Source organism: Aquibium sp. A9E412 (assembly GCF_030398335.1).
Taxonomy (GTDB): Bacteria; Pseudomonadota; Alphaproteobacteria; order Rhizobiales; family Rhizobiaceae; genus A9E412.
The window spans coordinates 1-17098 of sequence record NZ_JAOAOP010000076.1 but is presented as its reverse complement, the minus strand read 5'-3'; the positions used below and the strand labels follow the sequence as shown (position 1 = coordinate 17098).

Genomic DNA, 17098 nt, shown 5'->3' with positions numbered 1-17098 from the left:
GGCTCGGCCTTGCGGCCGGGATGGCGCACCACGACGTCGGCCTCGGCGCGCGCCGGCGCCGGCGGCTCCGGCCGGATGGCGCGTTCGACGACGATGTCGCTCGGCCCGCCAATCATCACCAGGTGCTCGACGTCGTCGCGGCGCACGAGCAGGAGCCGGCGATTGTTGTCGAGCGAGACGGCATCGGTGACGGCCAGGCGCGGCTTGCGGTGGCGGCCGCCGGGCGCGAAGCCGCGGCCGCCGACGCGGCGCATCAGGCGCACCGCCAACAACACCAGGAAGAGCAGGAGAAGCGCGCCGAGCGTCCACATCACCGCCGAGGCGTAGCTCTCCCCGACCACACCGACAAACCACTCGCGCATCACGACGACTCCACTACACGTTCCGTTCGCTGCGCTGCACAGTAGAGGATTTTTCCGCCCGGTGGAATCGGCGCGCGGCCGATTGCGCGGCGCGACGGCACAAAGCGCGGCCGCAAGCCGGCGGCGCGGCCTTGCGGTCGGCGCGAGGCATGATGTATCCCGATTTCGAGGGGCCCGCGGGCGGCGCACACCGGGCATGACAGGCGGGAAGCGAATGGCCAAGGAAATCGGCGGCGAATTCCACACGGCGCCCATCGTCGACCAGAATTCGCGGCCCGGTGCCATCACCCGGCTGATCATCTTCGTCATCGTGCTGACGGGCGCGGCGATCGTCTTCGCCATCTTCCGCGACCGGCTCGGCGATCCCTTCCTGCTCGGCATGCTCGGCGTGCTGGCGATGATCGGCGTCGGCTACCTGTTCGCCACCGCCATCGGCTTCGTGCAGGTGGCGCCGCGCTCGAGCGCCGACGAGCTGTCCAAGAGCTTCGTCGATTCCATGGCCGACGGGCTGCTGGTGACCGACGCCAAGGGCCGCATCCTCTATGCCAACCGCGCCTATGCGACGATGACCGGCGCCACCTCGGCGGCCGACATCAAGAGCGTCGAGGCGCTGCTGTCGGACAATGCCGAGGCCGCGCCGGTGGTCGACCGGCTGACCGCCGGCCTGCGCGACGGCCAGCCCGGCGACGGCGAGTTCCGCCTGTCGCAGCCGCTGAGGCCCGGCGGCGAGGCCGGCGCGCGCTGGTACCGGCTGTGGGCGCGCGTCTTCCAGGCGCCGGGCCACCGCCAGCCGCTCGCCGCCTGGCAGCTTTCCGACATCTCGGTCGAGCGCGCCGAGCAGGAGCGCTTCTTCCTCGACCTGCAGAAGGCGATCGACCATCTCGACCACGCGCCGGCCGGCTTCTTCGCAGCCGACGCCGAGGGCCGCGTCACCTATGTCAACGCGACGCTCGCCGAATGGCTGGGCATCGACCTGGCGAGCTTCATCCCCGGCGGGCTGGGGCTGCCGGAGATCGTCGCCGGCGACGGCATGGCGCTGATCCAGGCGGTCAAGGCCGATCCGGGCACGGCGCGCAACGCGGTCATCGACCTCGACCTGGCGACCGTGCGCGGCGAGGTGCTGCCGGTGCGCTTCCTGCACCGCGTGACGGCGAGCCGCGACGGCAGCCCCGGCACCACGCGCACCATCGTCCTGAACCGCACGGCGGGCGACGATTCGTCGGCCCACCTGCGCGCCTCGGAGGTGCGCTTCACGCGCTTCTTCAACTCGACGCCGATGGCGATCGCCGGGCTCGACGCGGACGGCCGCATCCTGCGCACCAACGCGCCCTTCCTGTCGCTGTTTTCCAGCGTCGTCGACCGCGACGCGGTCGACCGCAACGTGCGCCTCGACACGGTGATCCACGAGCGCGACCGCGCCGCCTTCGAGGCCGCGCTCGCCAAGGCGCGCGAGCACCAGGCCGACATCGTGCCGATCGACACGGTGCTGCCGGACGACGAGGAGCGCCACATGCGCTTCTACGTCAACGCCGTGGTCGACGGGGCGACCGGCGAGGCGGGCGAGGAGGCGGCCATCGTCTACGCCGTCGAGACGACCGAGCAGAAGGCGCTCGAGGCGCAGATGGCGCAAAGCCAGAAGATGCAGGCGGTCGGCCAGCTCGCCGGCGGCATCGCGCACGATTTCAACAACGTGCTGACGGCCATCATCATGGCCTCCGACCTGCTTCTGGCCAACCACCGGCCGTCCGACCCGTCCTTCCCGGACATCATGAACATCAAGCAGAACGCCAACCGGGCTGCCTCGCTGGTGCGCCAGCTGCTCGCCTTCTCGCGGCGCCAGACGCTGCGCCCGGAGGTGCTCAACCTGACCGACGTGCTGGCCGACCTGCGCATGCTGCTGTCGCGGCTGGTCGGCAACGAGGTCACGCTGCGCATCGAGCACGGCCGCGACCTGTGGCCGGTGAAGGCCGATCTCGGCCAGTTCGAGCAGGTGATCGTCAACCTGGCGGTCAACGCGCGCGACGCGATGCCCGACGGCGGCACGCTGACGGTGCGCACCGGCAACGTGGCGGCGGCCGAATGCGAGCGCTACGGCTATCGCGAGCTGCCGCAGGGCGACTTCGTGGTCATCGAGGTGGAGGACACCGGCACCGGCATCGCCGCCGAGGCGCTGCGCAAGATCTTCGAGCCGTTCTTCACCACCAAGGAGGTGGGCAAGGGCACGGGCCTCGGCCTGTCGATGGTCTACGGCATCATCAAGCAGACCGGCGGCTTCATCTTCTGCGATTCGGAGGTCGGCACGGGCACGGTGTTCCGCATCTTCCTGCCGCGCCACGTGGCGGCGGCGCGGCCGGCCGCCGAGGCCGGCGCGGCAGCGGCCGAGGAGCCGGCCGCGCAGGCCGCGCCGGCGCCGCAGCCGCAGAACCGCGACCTGTCGGGCTCGGCCACGGTGCTGCTGGTCGAGGACGAGGACGCGGTGCGCATGGGCAGCGTGCGGGCGCTGTCGTCGCGCGGCTACCAGGTGCACGAGGCGGCGTCGGGCGTCGAGGCGCTCGAGGTGTTCGATTCGCTCGACGGCAAGGTCGACATCGTCGTGTCCGACGTGGTGATGCCGGAGATGGACGGGCCGACGCTGCTGCGCGAGCTGCGCAAGCGGCAGGCCGACATCCGCTTCATCTTCGTGTCGGGCTACGCCGAGGACGCGTTCGCCAAGAACCTGCCGTCCGACGCGCAGTTCGGCTTCCTGCCGAAGCCGTTCTCGCTCAAGCAGCTCGCCACGGTGGTCAAGGAAATGCTGGAGAAGCCGGCGCCGCCGCCGGCCGGCTGAGCGGCGGCGCGGCAGGGCCGCACTTGCCGCGCGGAGTCCGCTACGGCGTCAAAATCGTTGAAAAGGCTGTAGAAAAAAGGAGCGCGGTGCGGTGCTCGGGCGCGGCCTTCGAGCGGCACCCGCTCACGCGGCTCCGCGCCATGCGGAGCGGCCTTGCGCGGCGGGAGGCGGCGGGGGTGCGAAGCGGCGGCGCGCAGCGCGGGGCGCCGCCGCCGCGGCTCACAGGTCGATGTCGAGAATCGCCATCGAGAAGTTGTAGGACAGCTCGCCCTCGTCCTCGTCCTTGAAGATGATGCCGAGGAACTCGTCGCCGAGATAGAGCTCGCAGGAATCGTCCTTGCGCGGCCGGGCGCGCACCTCGAGCTCGGGATTCTTGAAGGTGCGCTTGAAATAGGCGTCGAGCTTGCGGATCTCTTCGGGCTTCAACAGGTCTCTCCGGAACGGTTCGAGGATGGGCGCCACGGCTTCTGGCATGGCGGCCTCGGGCCTGTAAAGCCTGAGGCGCCGCGGCGTTCCCCGCTGCGACCGGAAAGGCCGCTGTCAGTCCTGCTGGCCGAGAAGCTGGTCCATGGCGCGCGACGGCTCGTCGCAGCCGGCCTCGCCGACGATGCGCGCCGGCACGCCGGCGACCGTCTTGTTGTGCGGCACCGAGGCGAGCACCACCGAGCCGGCCGCGACCTTGGAGCAGTGGCCGATCTCGATGTTGCCGAGGATCTTGGCGCCGGCGCCGATCAAAACGCCGTGGCGGATCTTCGGGTGGCGGTCGCCGCGCGTCTTGCCGGTGCCGCCGAGCGTGACGCCGTGCAGCATGGAGACGTTGTCCTCGACCTCGGCCGTCTCGCCGACGACCAGCCCGGTGGCGTGGTCGATGAAGATGCCCTTGCCCATGCGCGCGGCCGGGTTGATGTCGGTCTGGAAGATCGACGAGGAGCGGCTCTGCAGGTAGAGCGCGAAATCCTTGCGGCCCTGGCTCCACAGCCAGTGCGCCAGGCGGTGCGTCTGGATGGCGTGGAAGCCCTTGAAGTAGAGCACCGGCATGAGGAAGCGGTCGCAGGCCGGGTCGCGGTCGTAATAGGCCTGGATGTCGACGCGCACCGTCGTGCTCCACTCCGGCTCGGCGCGCGCCATGTCGCGGAAGGTCTGGCGCAGCAGGTCGGAGCCGAGATCGGGGTGGTTGAGGCGCTCGGCGACGCGGTGGATGACCGCGTCCTCGAGCGTGTCGTGGTTGAGCACGGTGGCATAGAGGAAGGCGGCCAGAATCGGGTCCCTGGCGACCGCCTCGCTCGCCTCGTTGCGGATCGCCTCCCAGATCGGGTCGACGGGCTGGACGCTGCTGCGCGCCGCGCTCTGTCTGCTCATGGCCGATCTCCGTCTTGCCCTTGAGCCTTCGAAGCGCGGACCATAAGGGAGATGCGGGGCGGTTTGAACCGCAATTTTCTTTATCGGCGTTCAAATGGATTTGAGGCATGGCGACGGGCGGCTCACACGACAACGCGATTCTCCTTGAAACCCGCGCCGGCGTGGCGACGCTGACGCTCAACCGCCCGGACAAGATGAACGCGCTCAGCCACGCCATGTGGACGCGGCTGACCGAGCTGGTCGAGACGCTGTCGGCCGATCCGGCCGTCCGCGTCATCGTGCTGACCGGGACGGGGGCGCATTTCTGCGCCGGCGCCGACATCGCCGAGTTCGACACGCTGCGCGCCAGCGCCGCGGGCGGGCGCGCCTACGAGGCGGCCAACGCGGCCGCCTTCGCGGCGCTGCGCAACGCGGCCCGGCCGACGCTGGCGGCGATCCGCGGCACCTGCTTCGGCGGCGGCTTCGGCCTGGCGGCGGCCTGCGACCTGCGCCTGGCCGCGCAGGACGCGGTGTTCGCGGTGCCGGCCGCAAGGCTCGGCCTCGGCTATCCGCCCGAGGCGATGGCCGACATCGTCGCGGCGGTCGGCTCGCAGATGGCGCGCTATCTCACCTATTCGGGCGAACGCCTCGACGCGCGCGGCGCGCTGGCGGCGGGCTTCGTGCTGGAGACGGTGGCGGGAGAGGCGCTCGCCAAGCGTGCCGACGCGCTCGCCGCGACGATCGCGGCCAACGCGCCGCTGTCGATCCGGGCGTCCAAGGCGGCCATCGCGGCGGCGCTGAGCGGCGCGCCGGAGGATGCCGAACGCGCCCGCGCGCTCGGCGAAGCGACCTTCGACAGCGCCGACTATGCCGAGGGCAGGGCGGCCTTCAAGGCGCGCCGCGCGCCGCGCTTCACCGGCGCCTAGATCCGATCTGCTCTCACGGAATCGCAGATCGGCTCCAAATTGTCGTCTTGCCGCGTTTGCGGACGGCGAACCGGTTCCCGCTTCGCCCGGAAACGCTCCAAGAACGTCTCAGGCGGCCGCCTCGTCGCTCAGGAAGTCGAGGATGGCGTTGCAGAAGACGTCGTTGCGGTCGCCCGCCACCATGTGGCCGGCGCCGCCGACGTCGACGTAGCTGGCGGCCGGGGCGCGCGACACGAAGGCGCGCGCCTGGTCCTCGTGCACGAGCTCGGACTGCATGCCGCGCACCAGCAGCACCGGCAGGTGCAGGTTGGGCAGGTTGGCGATCAGCTCCTCCATCAGCTCGCGCGCGCCGGTGTCGATGTTGCGCGGGCTCTTGATGAAGGCGGGGTCCCAGTGCCAACGGTAGCGGCCGTCGGGGTCGCGGCGCAGGTTCTTGCGCAGCCCGTCGTAGGAGCTCGGCCGCTTGCGGTGCGGCAGGTAGCGGGCGATCGCGTCGGCCGCCTCCTCCAGCGTGGCGAAGCCGTCCTCCATGCGCTCGCCCATGAAGCCCTGGATGCGGGCGACGCCCTCGGGGTCCATCTGCGGCGTGATGTCGACCAGCACCAGCGATTCCAGCAGCGGCCCGCTGCGCGTCTCGGCGGCGAGCGCGGCCAGCCCGCCGAGCGAGGCGCCGACGAGCGACGGCGCGGCGTGATGGGTGGCGGCGACCTGGCGCACGATCGCCACCGCATCCTCGGCGAAGTCGGCGAAGGTGTAGTTGCCGCTCTTCACCCATTCGCTCTCGCCGTGGCCGCGCTGGTCGACGGTGATGGCGCGCATGCCGGCCGCCGCGACGCGGCGCGCGGTGTTGTCCCAGGCGCGGCGCGTCTGGCCGCCGCCGTGCAGGAAGATCACCGGATGGCCGCGGCCGTCCCACAGGTCTGCGGCGAGCCGGTTGCCTTCGGCCCCCTCGAACGCGAGCGCAACGGGATTGGTCACAGCGGATGCTCCTCGAGAAAGTCCAGGACGGCGGCCTTGAAGGCCTTGTCGCCGACCGTCAGCATGTGGTCGCGGCCGGGCACGGCGACGGCGCGGGCGTCCGGCATCAGCGCGGCCAGCCGCTGCGGGTCGCCGGCGATGTCGTCGGCGGTGCCGACGACGACGAGGGCGGGGCCGGCGATGCGCGCCATCGCGTCGGGGGCGATCAGCTCGCGCGACGTCTCGATGCAGGCGGCGAGCGCCCGGCGGTCGCTCTTCGTCTGGTCGGCGAAGCTGCGGAAGGCGCGCGCGCGGGCGTCGGCGACGGTGCCGGGGTCCTCGGCCAGCAGCGCCTCGGCGATGGTGTCCCAGGCGCCGACGCCCTCGACCATGCCCATGCCGAGACCGCCGAAGACGAGGCTGGCGACGCGGTCGCCGTGGCCGAGCGCCAGGAAGGCGGCGATGCGCGCGCCCATCGAATAGCCCATCACATGGGCGCGCGGCAGGCCGAGATGGTCGAGCAGCGCGGCCGCGTCGGCGGCCATGGCGGCGGACGTGTAGTCGGCCGGGTCGTGGCTTTTGGCCGAGCGGCCGTGGCCGCGGTTGTCGATCGCCACGACCCGGTAGCCCGCATCGCGCAGCGTCTTGACCCAGCCGGGCGACACCCAGTTGACGAAATGGTTGGAGGCGAAGCCGTGGATCAGCAGGACGGGATCGCCCGCGCCTTCGTCGATGTAACCCAGCTCGAAGCCGTCGTGCGTGAAGAACTGCATGCCGTGAAGGAGCTGCCGCAAGCCCGGCCGGCGGGACGCAAGGCGGCCGAATCGCTAGCCGGCGTCGGCGATCCGGTCGATCTCGGGATGGCGCAGCCGGTCGCCGACCGCGATGCCGGCTTTCTTAGCCGTTCCCGCCTTGAGTTCAAGCACAAAGCGCGCCGGCGCGGCGGGCGAGATGGTGTCGGTCGAGTAGGGCTCGCCCGGCAGCACGGCGCGCACCCGGCCGTCGCCGCCGACGAAGACGAGGTCGAGCGCCAGCGGCGTGTTCTTCATCCAGAAGGCGCGCCGTCGCTCGGCCGGAAAGACGAACAGCATGCCGTGGTCGTCGGCCATCTCCAGGCGGAACATCAGGCCGCGCTGGCGCTCCAGGTCGTCGTCGGCGACCTCGACGGTGAAGCGGCGCGGGCCGGCCGCGGTCTCCGCCGTCAGCGGCTCGGGATGGACCGGCAGCACCATCGGCTCGCCGGCGGCGGCGCGGGCGAGCGGCGGCGCCGGGACGGCGGCGATGAAGAGGGCGGCGGAAAGCAGCGCGCGCCGCGAGAAAGCACCGGACATGAAACCCCCGCGGCCGGGCACGGCCTGGTCAGTGTGAAACGGGCAGGGTGCCAATGTCGGGGTGAATTTCGGCAGCCATAAGGCCTTTCTCGCCGCGCCCGTAGCGCACCAGGACGACCTGGCCGGGGCGCAGCTCGGTGACGCCGTAGCGGCGCAGCGTCTCCATGTGGATGAAGATGTCCTCGGTGCCTTCGCCGCGCGTCAGGAAGCCGAAGCCCTTGGTGCGGTTGAACCACTTGACGAGCGCCCGCTCCAGGCCGCTCTCCGGCGTCACCGTGACATGGGTGCGCTGGGACTGGTCCTCGGCCGGGTGCACGGCGGTGGTGGTGTCCATGGAAAGCACGCGGAAGGCCTGCATGCCGCGCTCGCCCTGGCGCGCCAGGCAGACGACGCGGGCGCCCTCGAGCGCGGTCTGGTGGCCGTCGCGCCGCAGGCAGGTGACGTGCAACAGGATGTCGCCGAACTCGGCGTTGTCGGGCACGATGAAGCCGTAGCCCTTGGCCACGTCGAACCACTTGATCGCGCCGGCCACCTCGACGAGGCCGGTCGCCTCGCTGCTGTCGTCACGTGTCGGGGACTTCTCGCCGGCCGCGAATCGCACCCCCGTCGAGGCCTTTTCCCCCATGAAGACACGCCCTCTTCTTGCGCCGACGCCACTTTGATTCCCGAACGTAAGGATAGCATCGACGGTTCGTGCGTTAGCAAGGCCTTCTTTGCGTTTTTAACCGTTTCGGCACGGCGAACGGCCCTCGAACGCCGACTTGCCCGCGCAATCCGGCCGCAGGCGGTTGCCGCGGGGCGTCATGCGGCCATATTGGCAAGTCGGCCATCCGCTCCGACAGCAAACCGCGAGGAAACGCCCCATGCGCTATCTGCACACCATGGTCCGCATCAGCGACGTCGACGAGGCGCTCGACTTCTACTGCAACAAGCTTGGCCTGAAGGAGATGCGCCGCATGGACAGCGAGGCCGGCCGCTACACCCTGATCTTCCTCGCCGCCCCGGACGACGCCGGGCGGGCGGAGGCGGAGCGCGCGCCGCTCGTGGAACTGACGCACAACTGGGACCCGGAGACCTACAGCGGCGGGCGCAACTTCGGCCATCTCGCCTACGAGGTCGACGACATCTACGCCACCTGCCAGCGGCTGATGGACGCCGGCGTGACCATCAACCGGCCGCCGCGCGACGGCCGCATGGCCTTCGTGCGCTCGCCCGACGGCATCTCCATCGAGCTGCTGCAGAAGGGCGAGGCCAAGCCGAAGGCGGAGCCGTGGGCGTCGATGGAAAACACCGGCACCTGGTAGCCCGCGCGCCGCAAGGGGCTTGTCTCGCGGCCGTTTTCCGCGTTCTAAGGGCGCAGCGACGAGATGTGTCCGGCGGGGGAGCGGGAATGAAGGAAGTTCTGCACGAGCTCGAGCGGCGGCGCGCCAGTGCGCGGGCGGGCGGCGGCAAGGCGCGCATCGACGCGCAGCACGCCAAGGGCAAGCTGACGGCGCGCGAGCGCATCGAGGCGTTTCTCGACGCCGGCAGCTTCGAGGAGTTCGACATGTTCGTCGAACACCGCTCGACCGATTTCGGCATGGAGAAGACCAAGTATTCCGGCGACGGCGTGGTGACCGGCTGGGGCACGGTCAACGGCCGCACCGTCTTCGTCTTCGCCAAGGACTTCACGGTGTTCGGCGGCTCGCTGTCAGAGGCGCACGCCGAGAAGATCGTCAAGGTGCAGGACATGGCGCTCAAGAACCGGGCGCCGATCATCGGCTTCTACGACGCCGGCGGGGCGCGCATCCAGGAGGGCGTGGCCGCGCTCGGCGGCTATGCCGAGGTGTTCCAGCGCAACGTGCTGGCCTCCGGCGTCATCCCGCAGATCTCCGTCATCATGGGGCCGTGCGCGGGCGGCGACGTCTACTCGCCGGCGATGACCGACTTCATCTTCATGGTGCGCGACACCTCCTACATGTTCGTCACCGGCCCCGACGTGGTGAAGACGGTGACCAACGAGACGGTGACGGCGGAGGAGCTGGGCGGCGCCTTCGTGCACACCACCAAGTCGTCGATCGCCGACGGCGCCTATGACAACGACGTCGAGGCGCTGTTGCAGATGCGCCGGCTGATCGACTTCCTGCCGCAGTCCAACACCGGGCCGCTGCCCGAGGTCGAGAGCTTCCAGGGCGTCGACGAGCCGGACCACTCGCTCGACCGGCTGATCCCCGACAACGCCAACAAGCCCTACGACATCCGCGAGCTGATCCTGAAAACGGCCGACGAGGGCGACTTCTTCGAAATCCAGCAGAGCTTCGCGCGCAACATCGTCACCGGCTTCGGCCGCATCGAGGGCCGCACGGTCGGCTTCGTCGCCAACCAGCCGATGGTGCTGGCGGGCGTGCTCGATTCGGATGCCAGCCGCAAGGCGGCGCGCTTCGTGCGCTTCTGCGACTGCTTCTCGATCCCGATCGTCACCTTCGTCGACGTGCCGGGCTTCCTGCCGGGCACCAGCCAGGAGTATGGCGGCCTGATCAAGCACGGCGCCAAGCTGCTGTTCGCCTATGCCGAGGCGACGGTGCCGAAGATCACGGTGATCACCCGCAAGGCCTTCGGCGGCGCCTACGACGTGATGGCCTCGAAGCACCTGCGCGGCGACATCAACTATGCCTGGCCGACGGCGCAGATCGCGGTGATGGGGGCGAAGGGCGCCGTCGAGATCATCTTCCGCAAGGACATCGACGATCCCGACAAGATCGCCGCGCACACCAAGATGTACGAGGAGCGCTTCCTGTCGCCCTTCGTGGCGGCCGAGCGCGGCTATGTCGACGAGGTGATCATGCCGCATTTCACGCGGCGCCGGGTGGCCAGGGCGCTGCGCATGCTGCGCAACAAGGACCTCGCCAACCCCTGGAAGAAGCACGACAACATCCCGCTCTGACGCGGTTTGCGGATCGCGCGGAGCGGCCGCGGCGTGTCGTGGAATGCGTCCGCCGGCGGCGGGCCGGTGTGGCCGCCGTCAGCAGGACCCTAGCTTCGCAGCCGGCGGTGGCCGTTGGCATGGCCGCTGCCGTTGGCCGCGGCGTCGGGCAGCGTTTCGGGGCGATGGAAGACGATCACCGCGTTGCGGCCGATGGCGAGCGCCATCACCTTCTCCTCGAGATCCTCGAGGGCGATGTTGGCGTCCTCGTGCGCCTTCTGCACCGCGGCGGCGACGGCGGGAACGTTGACCATGCCGTCGCGGCTCAGCGCGGCGTCGACGGCGGCCTGAATGGCGTCGAGTACGGGTTGCGTGATAAGGCGTTGCATTGCGGGCCTCCTGTCGGAATCGCCCAAATCCCTGTTGGTCAATGAATGGATGGACTGTACAGGAAGATAGGGTCGACCGGTGCGGTCGGCAAGGGAAAAAGCAAGAATTTTCAAATAATTAGTAGGTGTAGCTTGAGACGATGAATCCGGTTTGCACGGCTTCTTGGGACAATTGGCCGCTTGCCCATTCTGAGCCGTTTGCTAAGGATGAGTAACCAAGTGCCAGATGGCGACGCCGGTCCCGCGTCGCGCGGGAGGGATACGTGTCGCCGCTCGAACGTCCAGAACGCCTGCAGATCATGCTGAGTCCCGAGGAGCTTCAGGCCGTCGAGGACTTCCGCTTCGAAAACCGCATGCCGAGCCGCGCGGCGGCCGTGCGCGAGCTGCTGCGCCGGGGCCTGATGGCCGGCGGCTTCCTGCAGGCCGGCAACGGCTCCAAGTCGCAGGATTTCGGCGTCCTGAACGAGAGCGAGGCCGGGCCGGACGACGACGGCAGGCAAAGCCGACCGGACGACTGACGCGCGGTGCGCGGCACGGGCCGGCGATCGGCCGCAAGGCCCTTGATGGAACCGATGTCGACGATGCCGCCGGGGTTTTCCGTCAGGTGCGGAAGCGCTGCTTCGATGAGCGGGAACGAAGCGGCCAAGCTCGCTTGATGCCGTCATGGCGCCTAGACCATGATGCCGAAAAGTGTGAAGCCGGTGACGGACGCCTTCACGGTTTAGGACGGACCCCCATGCCCAAGACTGACATCGCCCGCAGGGTCTACAATCACGCCTGGAAGCTCGACCCGATCTGCCGCAGCCTGCTCGACACCGATTTCTACAAGCTCTTGATGCTGCAGATGATCTGGGGGCTCTATCCGCATGTCGACGCGACCTTCTCGCTGATCAACCGCAACCGCGAGGTGCGGCTGGCCGACGAGATCGACGAGGACGAGCTGCGCGCCCAGCTCGACCACGCGCGCACCATCCGCTTCACCAAGAAGGAGATGATCTGGCTCGCCGGCAACACCTTCTACGGCCGCAAGCAGATCTTCAAACCCGACTTCCTGGAATGGCTGTCGACCTTCCGGCTGCCCGACTACGAGCTCGAGCGGCGCGGCGGCCAGTACGTGCTGCGCTTTCCCGGCCGCTGGATGGAAACCACCATGTGGGAGATCCCGGCGCTGGCGATCATCAACGAGCTGCGCTCGCGCGCGGCGATGCGCGCGCTCGGCCCCTTCGCGCTCGACGTGCTCTACGCGCGGGCCAAGGCGCGGGTGTGGTCCAAGGTGGAGCGGCTGAAGCGGCTGCCCGACATCCGCATCTCCGATTTCGGCACCCGCCGGCGCCACTCCTTCCTGTGGCAGCGCTGGTGCGTGGAGGCGCTCAAGGAGGGCATCGGCGACGCCTTCACCGGCACCTCCAACGTGCTTCTGGCGATGGACACCGATCTCGAGGCGCTCGGCACCAACGCGCACGAGCTGCCGATGGTGTTGGCCGCGCTGGCCGACGGCGACGAGGCGCTGCGCGCCGCCCCCTACCGGGTGCTGGAGGACTGGCAGAGCTACTATGGCGGCAACCTGCTGATCGTGCTGCCCGACACCTTCGGTACCGCCTCCTTCCTGAGCCGGGCGCCCGGCTGGGTGGCCGAGTGGACCGGCTTCAGGCCCGACAGCGCGCCGCCGGTCGAGGGCGGCGAGCGCATCATCCGCTGGTGGCAGGAGCACGGCAAGGACCCGCGCGACAAGCTGCTGATCTTCTCCGACGGGCTCGACGTGGAGACCATCGAGGAGACCTACCGCCACTTCGAGGGCCGGGTGCGCATGGCGTTCGGCTGGGGCACCAACCTGACCAACGATTTCGACGGCTGCGCGCCGCGCCAGAACGACCGGCTGAACGCCATCTCGCTGGTCTGCAAGGTCTCCGAGGCGAACGGCCGGCCGGCCGTGAAGCTGTCCGACAACCCGGAGAAGGCGACCGGCGATCCGCGCGAGATCGAGCGCTATCTCGCCGTGTTCGGCGCCGAGGAGCGGGTGCGCCGGCCGGTCTACGTCTAGCGCCGATCTGCTCTTCACGGGATCGGCTCCAACGCGTCGTCTCGACGCGTTTGCGGACGGCGAACCGGTTTGCACGTCGCCTGGAAACGCTCTTGGCGCCTCGTCGCACGCGACGGCCGGCCGGGCCGCTCAGGGCTCGCGCAGAAAGCCGCGGGCGCGCGCTTCGACCCCGCTGTCGAGGCTGCGCCAGTCGCGCAGCAGGCCGGCGGGAAAGCGGTAGACCAGGCTCAGATCGCGGCCGACATGCAGGTCGCGCTGGCACGGCGCCAGCGATTCGCGGCCGGCCGCGCCGGTCAGGCAGCGCGCGACGAAGGCCGGCCGGCCGGCGCGCTCGCCGATCACCAGCACCTCGTCGCTGTAGCCGGCCGTCGGCCGGAAGGCGTGCACCGCCAGCCCGGCCGGCCCGTCGACCGCCTGCGGCGCGATCAGATGGCGGTAGATGGGCGCCAGCCGGCCGCTCATGTCGCGCGACATCATGCGCGGCTCGAAGGTCAGGAAGAGCAGCGCGCCGCCGTCGTCGCGGTGGTTGAAGACGGCGCGCGCCGGCTCGCGGTAACCTTCGAGCGCCGGCCAGTCGAGATAGAGGTCGAGGCGCTCGGCCTCGCCGTCGCGGCGCGCCGCGGCGAAGCGGATGGCGTTGGCCGGCACGGCGAGCACGTCGTTGCCGATGACGATCTCGTGCCGGGCGGTCGCCGTCGTGTGGCCGCCGGAGGCGAGCAGCGCGCCCGACCACTTGGCCGCCGCGGCGAGGCCGAGACTGACGATCGCGAGCGCGGCGAAGACGGCGAAGACGCGGCGCGCGAAGCGCGCGTCGGGCGGGCGGACGGTGGCGGTGACCGCCGGCTGCGGTCGGCTGGCCTGCATGGCGGCCTCCTGGCGGTGATCGGGGCGGCATGCGCGGCCGCGCCCCGCCACGATCCGGCGAACAGGGTAAACGGACGGTTAAGGCGGCGAGGCTTGCGCCGATCGGCGGCTTGCTTCTACGCTTGGCGTCCCGCCCAGCCACGAGCACGGACCGAGCCATGCCCATCTATGCCATCGACGACACGCGCCCCGCCTTCGAGGACGCCGAGACCAACTGGATCGCGCCCGACGCGACGGTGATCGGCCATGTGCGGATCGGCCGCAACGTCGGCATCTGGTTCGGCGCGGTGCTGCGCGGCGACAACGAGGCGATTACGCTGGGCGCCGACACCAACGTGCAGGAGCACACGGTGATGCACACCGATCCGGGCTTTCCGCTGACCGTCGGGGCGGGCTGCACCATCGGCCACCGCGCCGTCCTGCACGGCTGCACGCTGGGCGACAACACGCTGATCGGCATGGGCGCGATCGTGCTCAACGGCGCCCGGCTCGGCAACAACTGCCTGGTCGGCGCCGGCGCGCTGGTGACCGAGGGCAAGAGCTTTCCCGACGGATCGCTGATCGTCGGCTCGCCGGCCAGGGCGGTGCGCGAGCTCGACGCGGCGGCCATCGAGGGGCTGCGCCAGTCGGCCGCCCACTACGTGGAGAACGCCCGGCGCTTCAGGCGCGGCCTGGCGCCGGCCTGAGGCCGGCTTGCCGTCCCCCCGTGTGGAGCCGGCCCCGGGACGAGGGGCCGGCTCCGAACCCGGTCGTTGGGGACGGGGAGGGTGGGGACTCGACCGGGTTTTTCCGTCGCCGCGCGGGCGGCCGGGCCGGACGGCCCGGGGTCGCATCCGCGCGGCGAATTCGCTTCGCCGGATCCCGGTGCCAGCGGCAGGCGGCGGCCCGCCGGAAGGCATCGGGGTCCGGAGCCGATCTGCTTGTCACGGCATCGCAGATCGGCTCCAAATCATCGTTTCGACGCGTTTGCGAACGGCGAACCGGTTCCCGCTTCGCCTGGAAACGCTCTAGCGGCTGACGCTGCCGACGGCCGTCGGCTGGCCGTTCTCGATCGCCACCCAGGCGCCGGAATGACGCTGCGACTGGCGCTTGAGGTAGCGGTATTCGGTGTCGTTCCAGGCCATGACGCGCGGCTCGAGATTGTCGAGCACGAAGTCGCCATAGCTGGTGTTGACGGTGAGCACGGCATGGCCGGAGCCGTCGGGCTGGCGCACCACGGTGATCAGCAGGTTGCCGGCCGGCAGACCCGCCTCCATCAGCAGGCGGCGCTTTTCAAGGACGTAGTCCTCGCAGTCGCCGACCGTGGTCGGATAGGACCAGACCTCCTCGCGCCCCCAGATCTCGAAGTCGGTGAGCGGCGCGACCCGCGTGTTGACGGTGTTGTTGATCTCGATGAGCGTCGCCCACAGCTCGCGCGTCAGCTCGACCGGCCGGGCGCCGGCGGTCTCCTGCGCGCATTCCGCCGGCAGGCGCTGGCACAGCTCGTAATGGCCGACCGGCTGGGTGGTCAGCGCGCCGGTCGCCATGAAGGCCGGCGAGGCCTGCGCCGGCATGGCCGTCGCCAGCGTGAGGCCGGCGAGGGCGGCAAGCATCGATGTCCCGAAAGTCTTTCCCATAGCATCGTCTCCCCGTTCGAGGAAACAATGGCAGGTGCGGATTTATTTGAGGCAAAACTCCGGCGAAGTATTCTAGGTAATACTTAGATGTATTTGATTATCATTTGGATCGAACAAGCATAAAACTGAATTCGATTGCGATTCAAAACTGCATCGAATTGTCGGAAAATGCCGGCCCGCTGCGCGCGTCCGCCCAGCGCCGCCGAACGGACGGCCGGCGGCCGGCGCTCAGCGGCCATGCCGCGCGGTGCCGGTGCCGATCTGGAAGGAGACGCTGCCCGACACCGTGACGTCCCAGTTGCCGACGCGGAAGGAGCCGGGCCGCTCGCCGGCGGCCAGCGCCTCCTCGTCGGGCCGCTCGGTGACGATCGGCGCGCCGGCGGCGGCGTCGACGCCCGGCAGGCTCTCGTCGGCGCGCGCTGCCTCGGGCAGCAGTCCGGCGCCGGCCAGGCCGGCGGCAAGCAGGGTTGCGGTGAGGCGGGACATCGGCGCGCTCCGGTCGTTGCGTCGTCCCCTCACAGATAGACCTTCGGCGGCGCCGTGCCAATGGCCGGGCGGGGACCGTGCGGCCGGCGCGACGGCGCGTCGCGGCGCCGGATGGGCTATGAACAAAACAGGAACATGCGAGTAGCTGTGGACATGGCGAGGGCGGCCGACATTGCTTTCGCATCGCCCCCGGCGATCGGCTAGAGTGCGCGCAATTTCGGACAAGCGTGGAGAAGCGTGATGGCGGGCAGCGTCAACAAGGTCATCCTGGTCGGCAACCTGGGAGCCGATCCGGAGGTGCGGCGGCTCAATTCGGGCGATCCGGTGGTCAACATGCGCATCGCCACCTCGGAGACCTGGCGCGACCGCAACAGCGGCGAGCGGCGGGAGCGCACCGAGTGGCACAACGTCGTGATCTTCAACGACAATCTCGCCAAGGTGGCGGAGCAGTATCTGAAGAAGGGCATGAAGGTCTACATCGAGGGCCAGCTGCAGACGCGCAAGTGGACCGACCAGACCGGCAATGACCGCTACACCACCGAGGTGGTGCTGCAGAAGTTCCGCGGCGAGCTGCAGATGCTGGATTCGCGCGGCCAGGGCGGCCAGGGCCAGGTGAGCCAGGGCGGCGGCCGCGGCTCGGACTTCGGCCAGTCGGGGCCGGACGACCGCGGCGGCGGCGGCGGCGGCGGTTATGGCGGCCGCGACCTCGACGACGAGATCCCGTTCTAGAGTTGATCTGCTTTTCGCGGAACCGCGGATCGGCTGCCGGTTATCGTCTTGACGCGTTCGCGACCGGCGAACCGGTTTCCACGTGCCTGAAAGCGCTATGGGCCCGCCGCGCGCGGCAATCTCGAGCAGGACGCGGGCCAGGTGGGGCGCGCGGCCTCACGCCGCTTGCGGGGTGTGCGCCGGCGCGGCACCCCCCTCTGTCGGCTGCGCCGACATCTCCTCCTCAAGGGGGGGGAGATCGGGCTGGCGAGCGGCCGCTCGGTCGGTCGGGATGACGGGCGAAAACGTCGCCGCTTCCCTCTCCCCGCCTGCGGGGAGAGGGCAGGGTGA

General features: G+C 70.0%; 19 protein-coding genes. 8 read left to right on the top strand and 11 right to left on the bottom strand.

Annotated features, from left to right (window positions below; genetic code table 11):
• A partial coding sequence (locus N1F89_RS18295) for a flagellar biosynthetic protein FliO (RefSeq protein ID WP_290085854.1) occupies positions 1-362 on the bottom strand: 362 nt, incomplete at its 3' end.
• A 214-nt stretch (positions 363-576) separates the two neighbouring features.
• On the opposite strand from N1F89_RS18295, the gene cckA reads away from it, so the two are divergent.
• Positions 577-3189, top strand: coding sequence for a cell cycle histidine kinase CckA (gene cckA / locus N1F89_RS18290; RefSeq protein ID WP_290085853.1), 2613 nt, complete (start codon positions 577-579; stop codon positions 3187-3189).
• 219 nt (positions 3190-3408) lie between these two features.
• Here cckA and N1F89_RS18285 read toward each other — a convergent pair whose 3' ends face one another.
• Positions 3409-3615 (bottom strand): DUF3126 family protein, encoded by a 207-nt coding sequence (locus N1F89_RS18285; protein WP_290085852.1) that lies wholly within the window; start codon positions 3613-3615, stop codon positions 3409-3411.
• 114 nt (positions 3616-3729) lie between these two features.
• Positions 3730-4548, bottom strand: coding sequence for a serine O-acetyltransferase (gene cysE / locus N1F89_RS18280; RefSeq protein WP_290085851.1), 819 nt, complete (start codon positions 4546-4548; stop codon positions 3730-3732).
• Between the two features lie 107 nt (positions 4549-4655).
• On the opposite strand from cysE, the gene N1F89_RS18275 reads away from it, so the two are divergent.
• Positions 4656-5453, top strand: coding sequence for an enoyl-CoA hydratase-related protein (locus N1F89_RS18275; RefSeq protein WP_290085850.1), 798 nt, complete (start codon positions 4656-4658; stop codon positions 5451-5453).
• Between the two features lie 108 nt (positions 5454-5561).
• Here the strand turns inward: N1F89_RS18275 and N1F89_RS18270 are convergent, their stop codons facing one another.
• Genes N1F89_RS18270 through N1F89_RS18255 form a run of 4 tightly spaced genes read right to left on the bottom strand, consistent with a single transcriptional unit; the run spans position 5562 to position 8366 of the window.
• Positions 5562-6431: an alpha/beta hydrolase gene (locus N1F89_RS18270; protein ID WP_290085849.1), complete on the bottom strand. Its 870-nt coding sequence runs from the start codon at positions 6429-6431 to the stop codon at positions 5562-5564.
• Positions 6428-7183: an alpha/beta fold hydrolase gene (locus N1F89_RS18265; RefSeq protein ID WP_290085848.1), complete on the bottom strand. Its 756-nt coding sequence runs from the start codon at positions 7181-7183 to the stop codon at positions 6428-6430. Before N1F89_RS18265 ends, N1F89_RS18270 begins: the two co-directional genes overlap by 4 nt.
• 54 nt (positions 7184-7237) lie before the next feature.
• Complete coding sequence (locus N1F89_RS18260) at positions 7238-7741, bottom strand: DUF192 domain-containing protein (RefSeq protein WP_290085847.1); 504 nt, start codon at positions 7739-7741, stop codon at positions 7238-7240.
• Between the two features lie 28 nt (positions 7742-7769).
• A complete protein-coding gene (locus N1F89_RS18255; RefSeq protein ID WP_290085846.1) occupies positions 7770-8366 on the bottom strand; it encodes a cold-shock protein in 597 nt (198 codons plus the stop codon).
• 238 nt (positions 8367-8604) lie between these two features.
• Between N1F89_RS18255 and N1F89_RS18250 the strand changes: the two genes are divergently transcribed.
• Complete coding sequence (locus N1F89_RS18250) at positions 8605-9045, top strand: VOC family protein (protein ID WP_290085845.1); 441 nt, start codon at positions 8605-8607, stop codon at positions 9043-9045.
• 86 nt (positions 9046-9131) lie between these two features.
• Positions 9132-10664, top strand: a complete 1533-nt coding sequence (locus tag N1F89_RS18245; protein ID WP_290085844.1) for an acyl-CoA carboxylase subunit beta — start codon at positions 9132-9134, stop codon at positions 10662-10664.
• Positions 10665-10753: 89 nt separating this feature from the next.
• On the opposite strand, the gene N1F89_RS18240 is transcribed toward N1F89_RS18245, so the two are convergent.
• Complete coding sequence (locus tag N1F89_RS18240) at positions 10754-11032, bottom strand: hypothetical protein (protein ID WP_290085842.1); 279 nt, start codon at positions 11030-11032, stop codon at positions 10754-10756.
• 263 nt (positions 11033-11295) lie between these two features.
• Between N1F89_RS18240 and N1F89_RS18235 the strand changes: the two genes are divergently transcribed.
• Together N1F89_RS18235 and pncB are read left to right on the top strand one after the other, a co-directional pair.
• Positions 11296-11550, top strand: a complete 255-nt coding sequence (locus N1F89_RS18235) for a hypothetical protein (protein ID WP_290085841.1) — start codon at positions 11296-11298, stop codon at positions 11548-11550.
• 218 nt (positions 11551-11768) lie between these two features.
• Positions 11769-13073 carry a nicotinate phosphoribosyltransferase gene (gene pncB, locus N1F89_RS18230; RefSeq protein WP_290085840.1) on the top strand — a complete coding sequence of 435 codons (1305 nt, stop codon included), beginning with the start codon at positions 11769-11771 and terminating at the stop codon, positions 13071-13073.
• 129 nt (positions 13074-13202) lie between these two features.
• Here pncB and N1F89_RS18225 read toward each other — a convergent pair whose 3' ends face one another.
• Positions 13203-13937, bottom strand: coding sequence for a hypothetical protein (locus N1F89_RS18225; protein WP_290085839.1), 735 nt, complete (start codon positions 13935-13937; stop codon positions 13203-13205).
• A 158-nt stretch (positions 13938-14095) separates the two neighbouring features.
• On the opposite strand from N1F89_RS18225, the gene N1F89_RS18220 reads away from it, so the two are divergent.
• Entirely contained in the window at positions 14096-14623 is a 528-nt protein-coding gene (locus N1F89_RS18220; RefSeq protein ID WP_290085838.1) for a gamma carbonic anhydrase family protein, read from the top strand.
• Between the two features lie 321 nt (positions 14624-14944).
• Here the strand turns inward: N1F89_RS18220 and N1F89_RS18215 are convergent, their stop codons facing one another.
• Together N1F89_RS18215 and N1F89_RS18210 are read right to left on the bottom strand one after the other, a co-directional pair.
• Complete coding sequence (locus tag N1F89_RS18215) at positions 14945-15553, bottom strand: transglutaminase-like cysteine peptidase (protein WP_290085837.1); 609 nt, start codon at positions 15551-15553, stop codon at positions 14945-14947.
• A 228-nt stretch (positions 15554-15781) separates the two neighbouring features.
• A complete protein-coding gene (locus N1F89_RS18210; protein ID WP_290085836.1) occupies positions 15782-16039 on the bottom strand; it encodes a hypothetical protein in 258 nt (85 codons plus the stop codon).
• Positions 16040-16279: 240 nt separating this feature from the next.
• On the opposite strand from N1F89_RS18210, the gene ssb reads away from it, so the two are divergent.
• Entirely contained in the window at positions 16280-16768 is a 489-nt protein-coding gene (ssb, locus tag N1F89_RS18205) for a single-stranded DNA-binding protein (RefSeq protein ID WP_290085834.1), read from the top strand.
• Positions 16769-17098 lie beyond the last annotated feature (330 nt).

Bases quoted from the DNA above. Each gene is read 5' to 3' on its own strand.
- cckA (WP_290085853.1), top strand. From the start codon at position 577: ATGGCCAAGGAAATCGGCGGCGAATTCCACACGGCGCCCATCGTCGAC.
- cysE (WP_290085851.1), bottom strand. From the start codon at position 4,548: ATGAGCAGACAGAGCGCGGCGCGCAGCAGCGTCCAGCCCGTCGACCCG.
- N1F89_RS18275 (WP_290085850.1), top strand. From the start codon at position 4,656: ATGGCGACGGGCGGCTCACACGACAACGCGATTCTCCTTGAAACCCGC.
- N1F89_RS18265 (WP_290085848.1), bottom strand. From the start codon at position 7,183: ATGCAGTTCTTCACGCACGACGGCTTCGAGCTGGGTTACATCGACGAA.
- N1F89_RS18260 (WP_290085847.1), bottom strand. From the start codon at position 7,741: ATGTCCGGTGCTTTCTCGCGGCGCGCGCTGCTTTCCGCCGCCCTCTTC.
- N1F89_RS18255 (WP_290085846.1), bottom strand. From the start codon at position 8,366: ATGGGGGAAAAGGCCTCGACGGGGGTGCGATTCGCGGCCGGCGAGAAG.
- N1F89_RS18250 (WP_290085845.1), top strand. From the start codon at position 8,605: ATGCGCTATCTGCACACCATGGTCCGCATCAGCGACGTCGACGAGGCG.
- N1F89_RS18245 (WP_290085844.1), top strand. From the start codon at position 9,132: ATGAAGGAAGTTCTGCACGAGCTCGAGCGGCGGCGCGCCAGTGCGCGG.
- N1F89_RS18240 (WP_290085842.1), bottom strand. From the start codon at position 11,032: ATGCAACGCCTTATCACGCAACCCGTACTCGACGCCATTCAGGCCGCC.
- pncB (WP_290085840.1), top strand. From the start codon at position 11,769: ATGCCCAAGACTGACATCGCCCGCAGGGTCTACAATCACGCCTGGAAG.
- N1F89_RS18225 (WP_290085839.1), bottom strand. From the start codon at position 13,937: ATGCAGGCCAGCCGACCGCAGCCGGCGGTCACCGCCACCGTCCGCCCG.
- N1F89_RS18220 (WP_290085838.1), top strand. From the start codon at position 14,096: ATGCCCATCTATGCCATCGACGACACGCGCCCCGCCTTCGAGGACGCC.
- N1F89_RS18215 (WP_290085837.1), bottom strand. From the start codon at position 15,553: ATGGGAAAGACTTTCGGGACATCGATGCTTGCCGCCCTCGCCGGCCTC.
- N1F89_RS18210 (WP_290085836.1), bottom strand. From the start codon at position 16,039: ATGTCCCGCCTCACCGCAACCCTGCTTGCCGCCGGCCTGGCCGGCGCC.
- ssb (WP_290085834.1), top strand. From the start codon at position 16,280: ATGGCGGGCAGCGTCAACAAGGTCATCCTGGTCGGCAACCTGGGAGCC.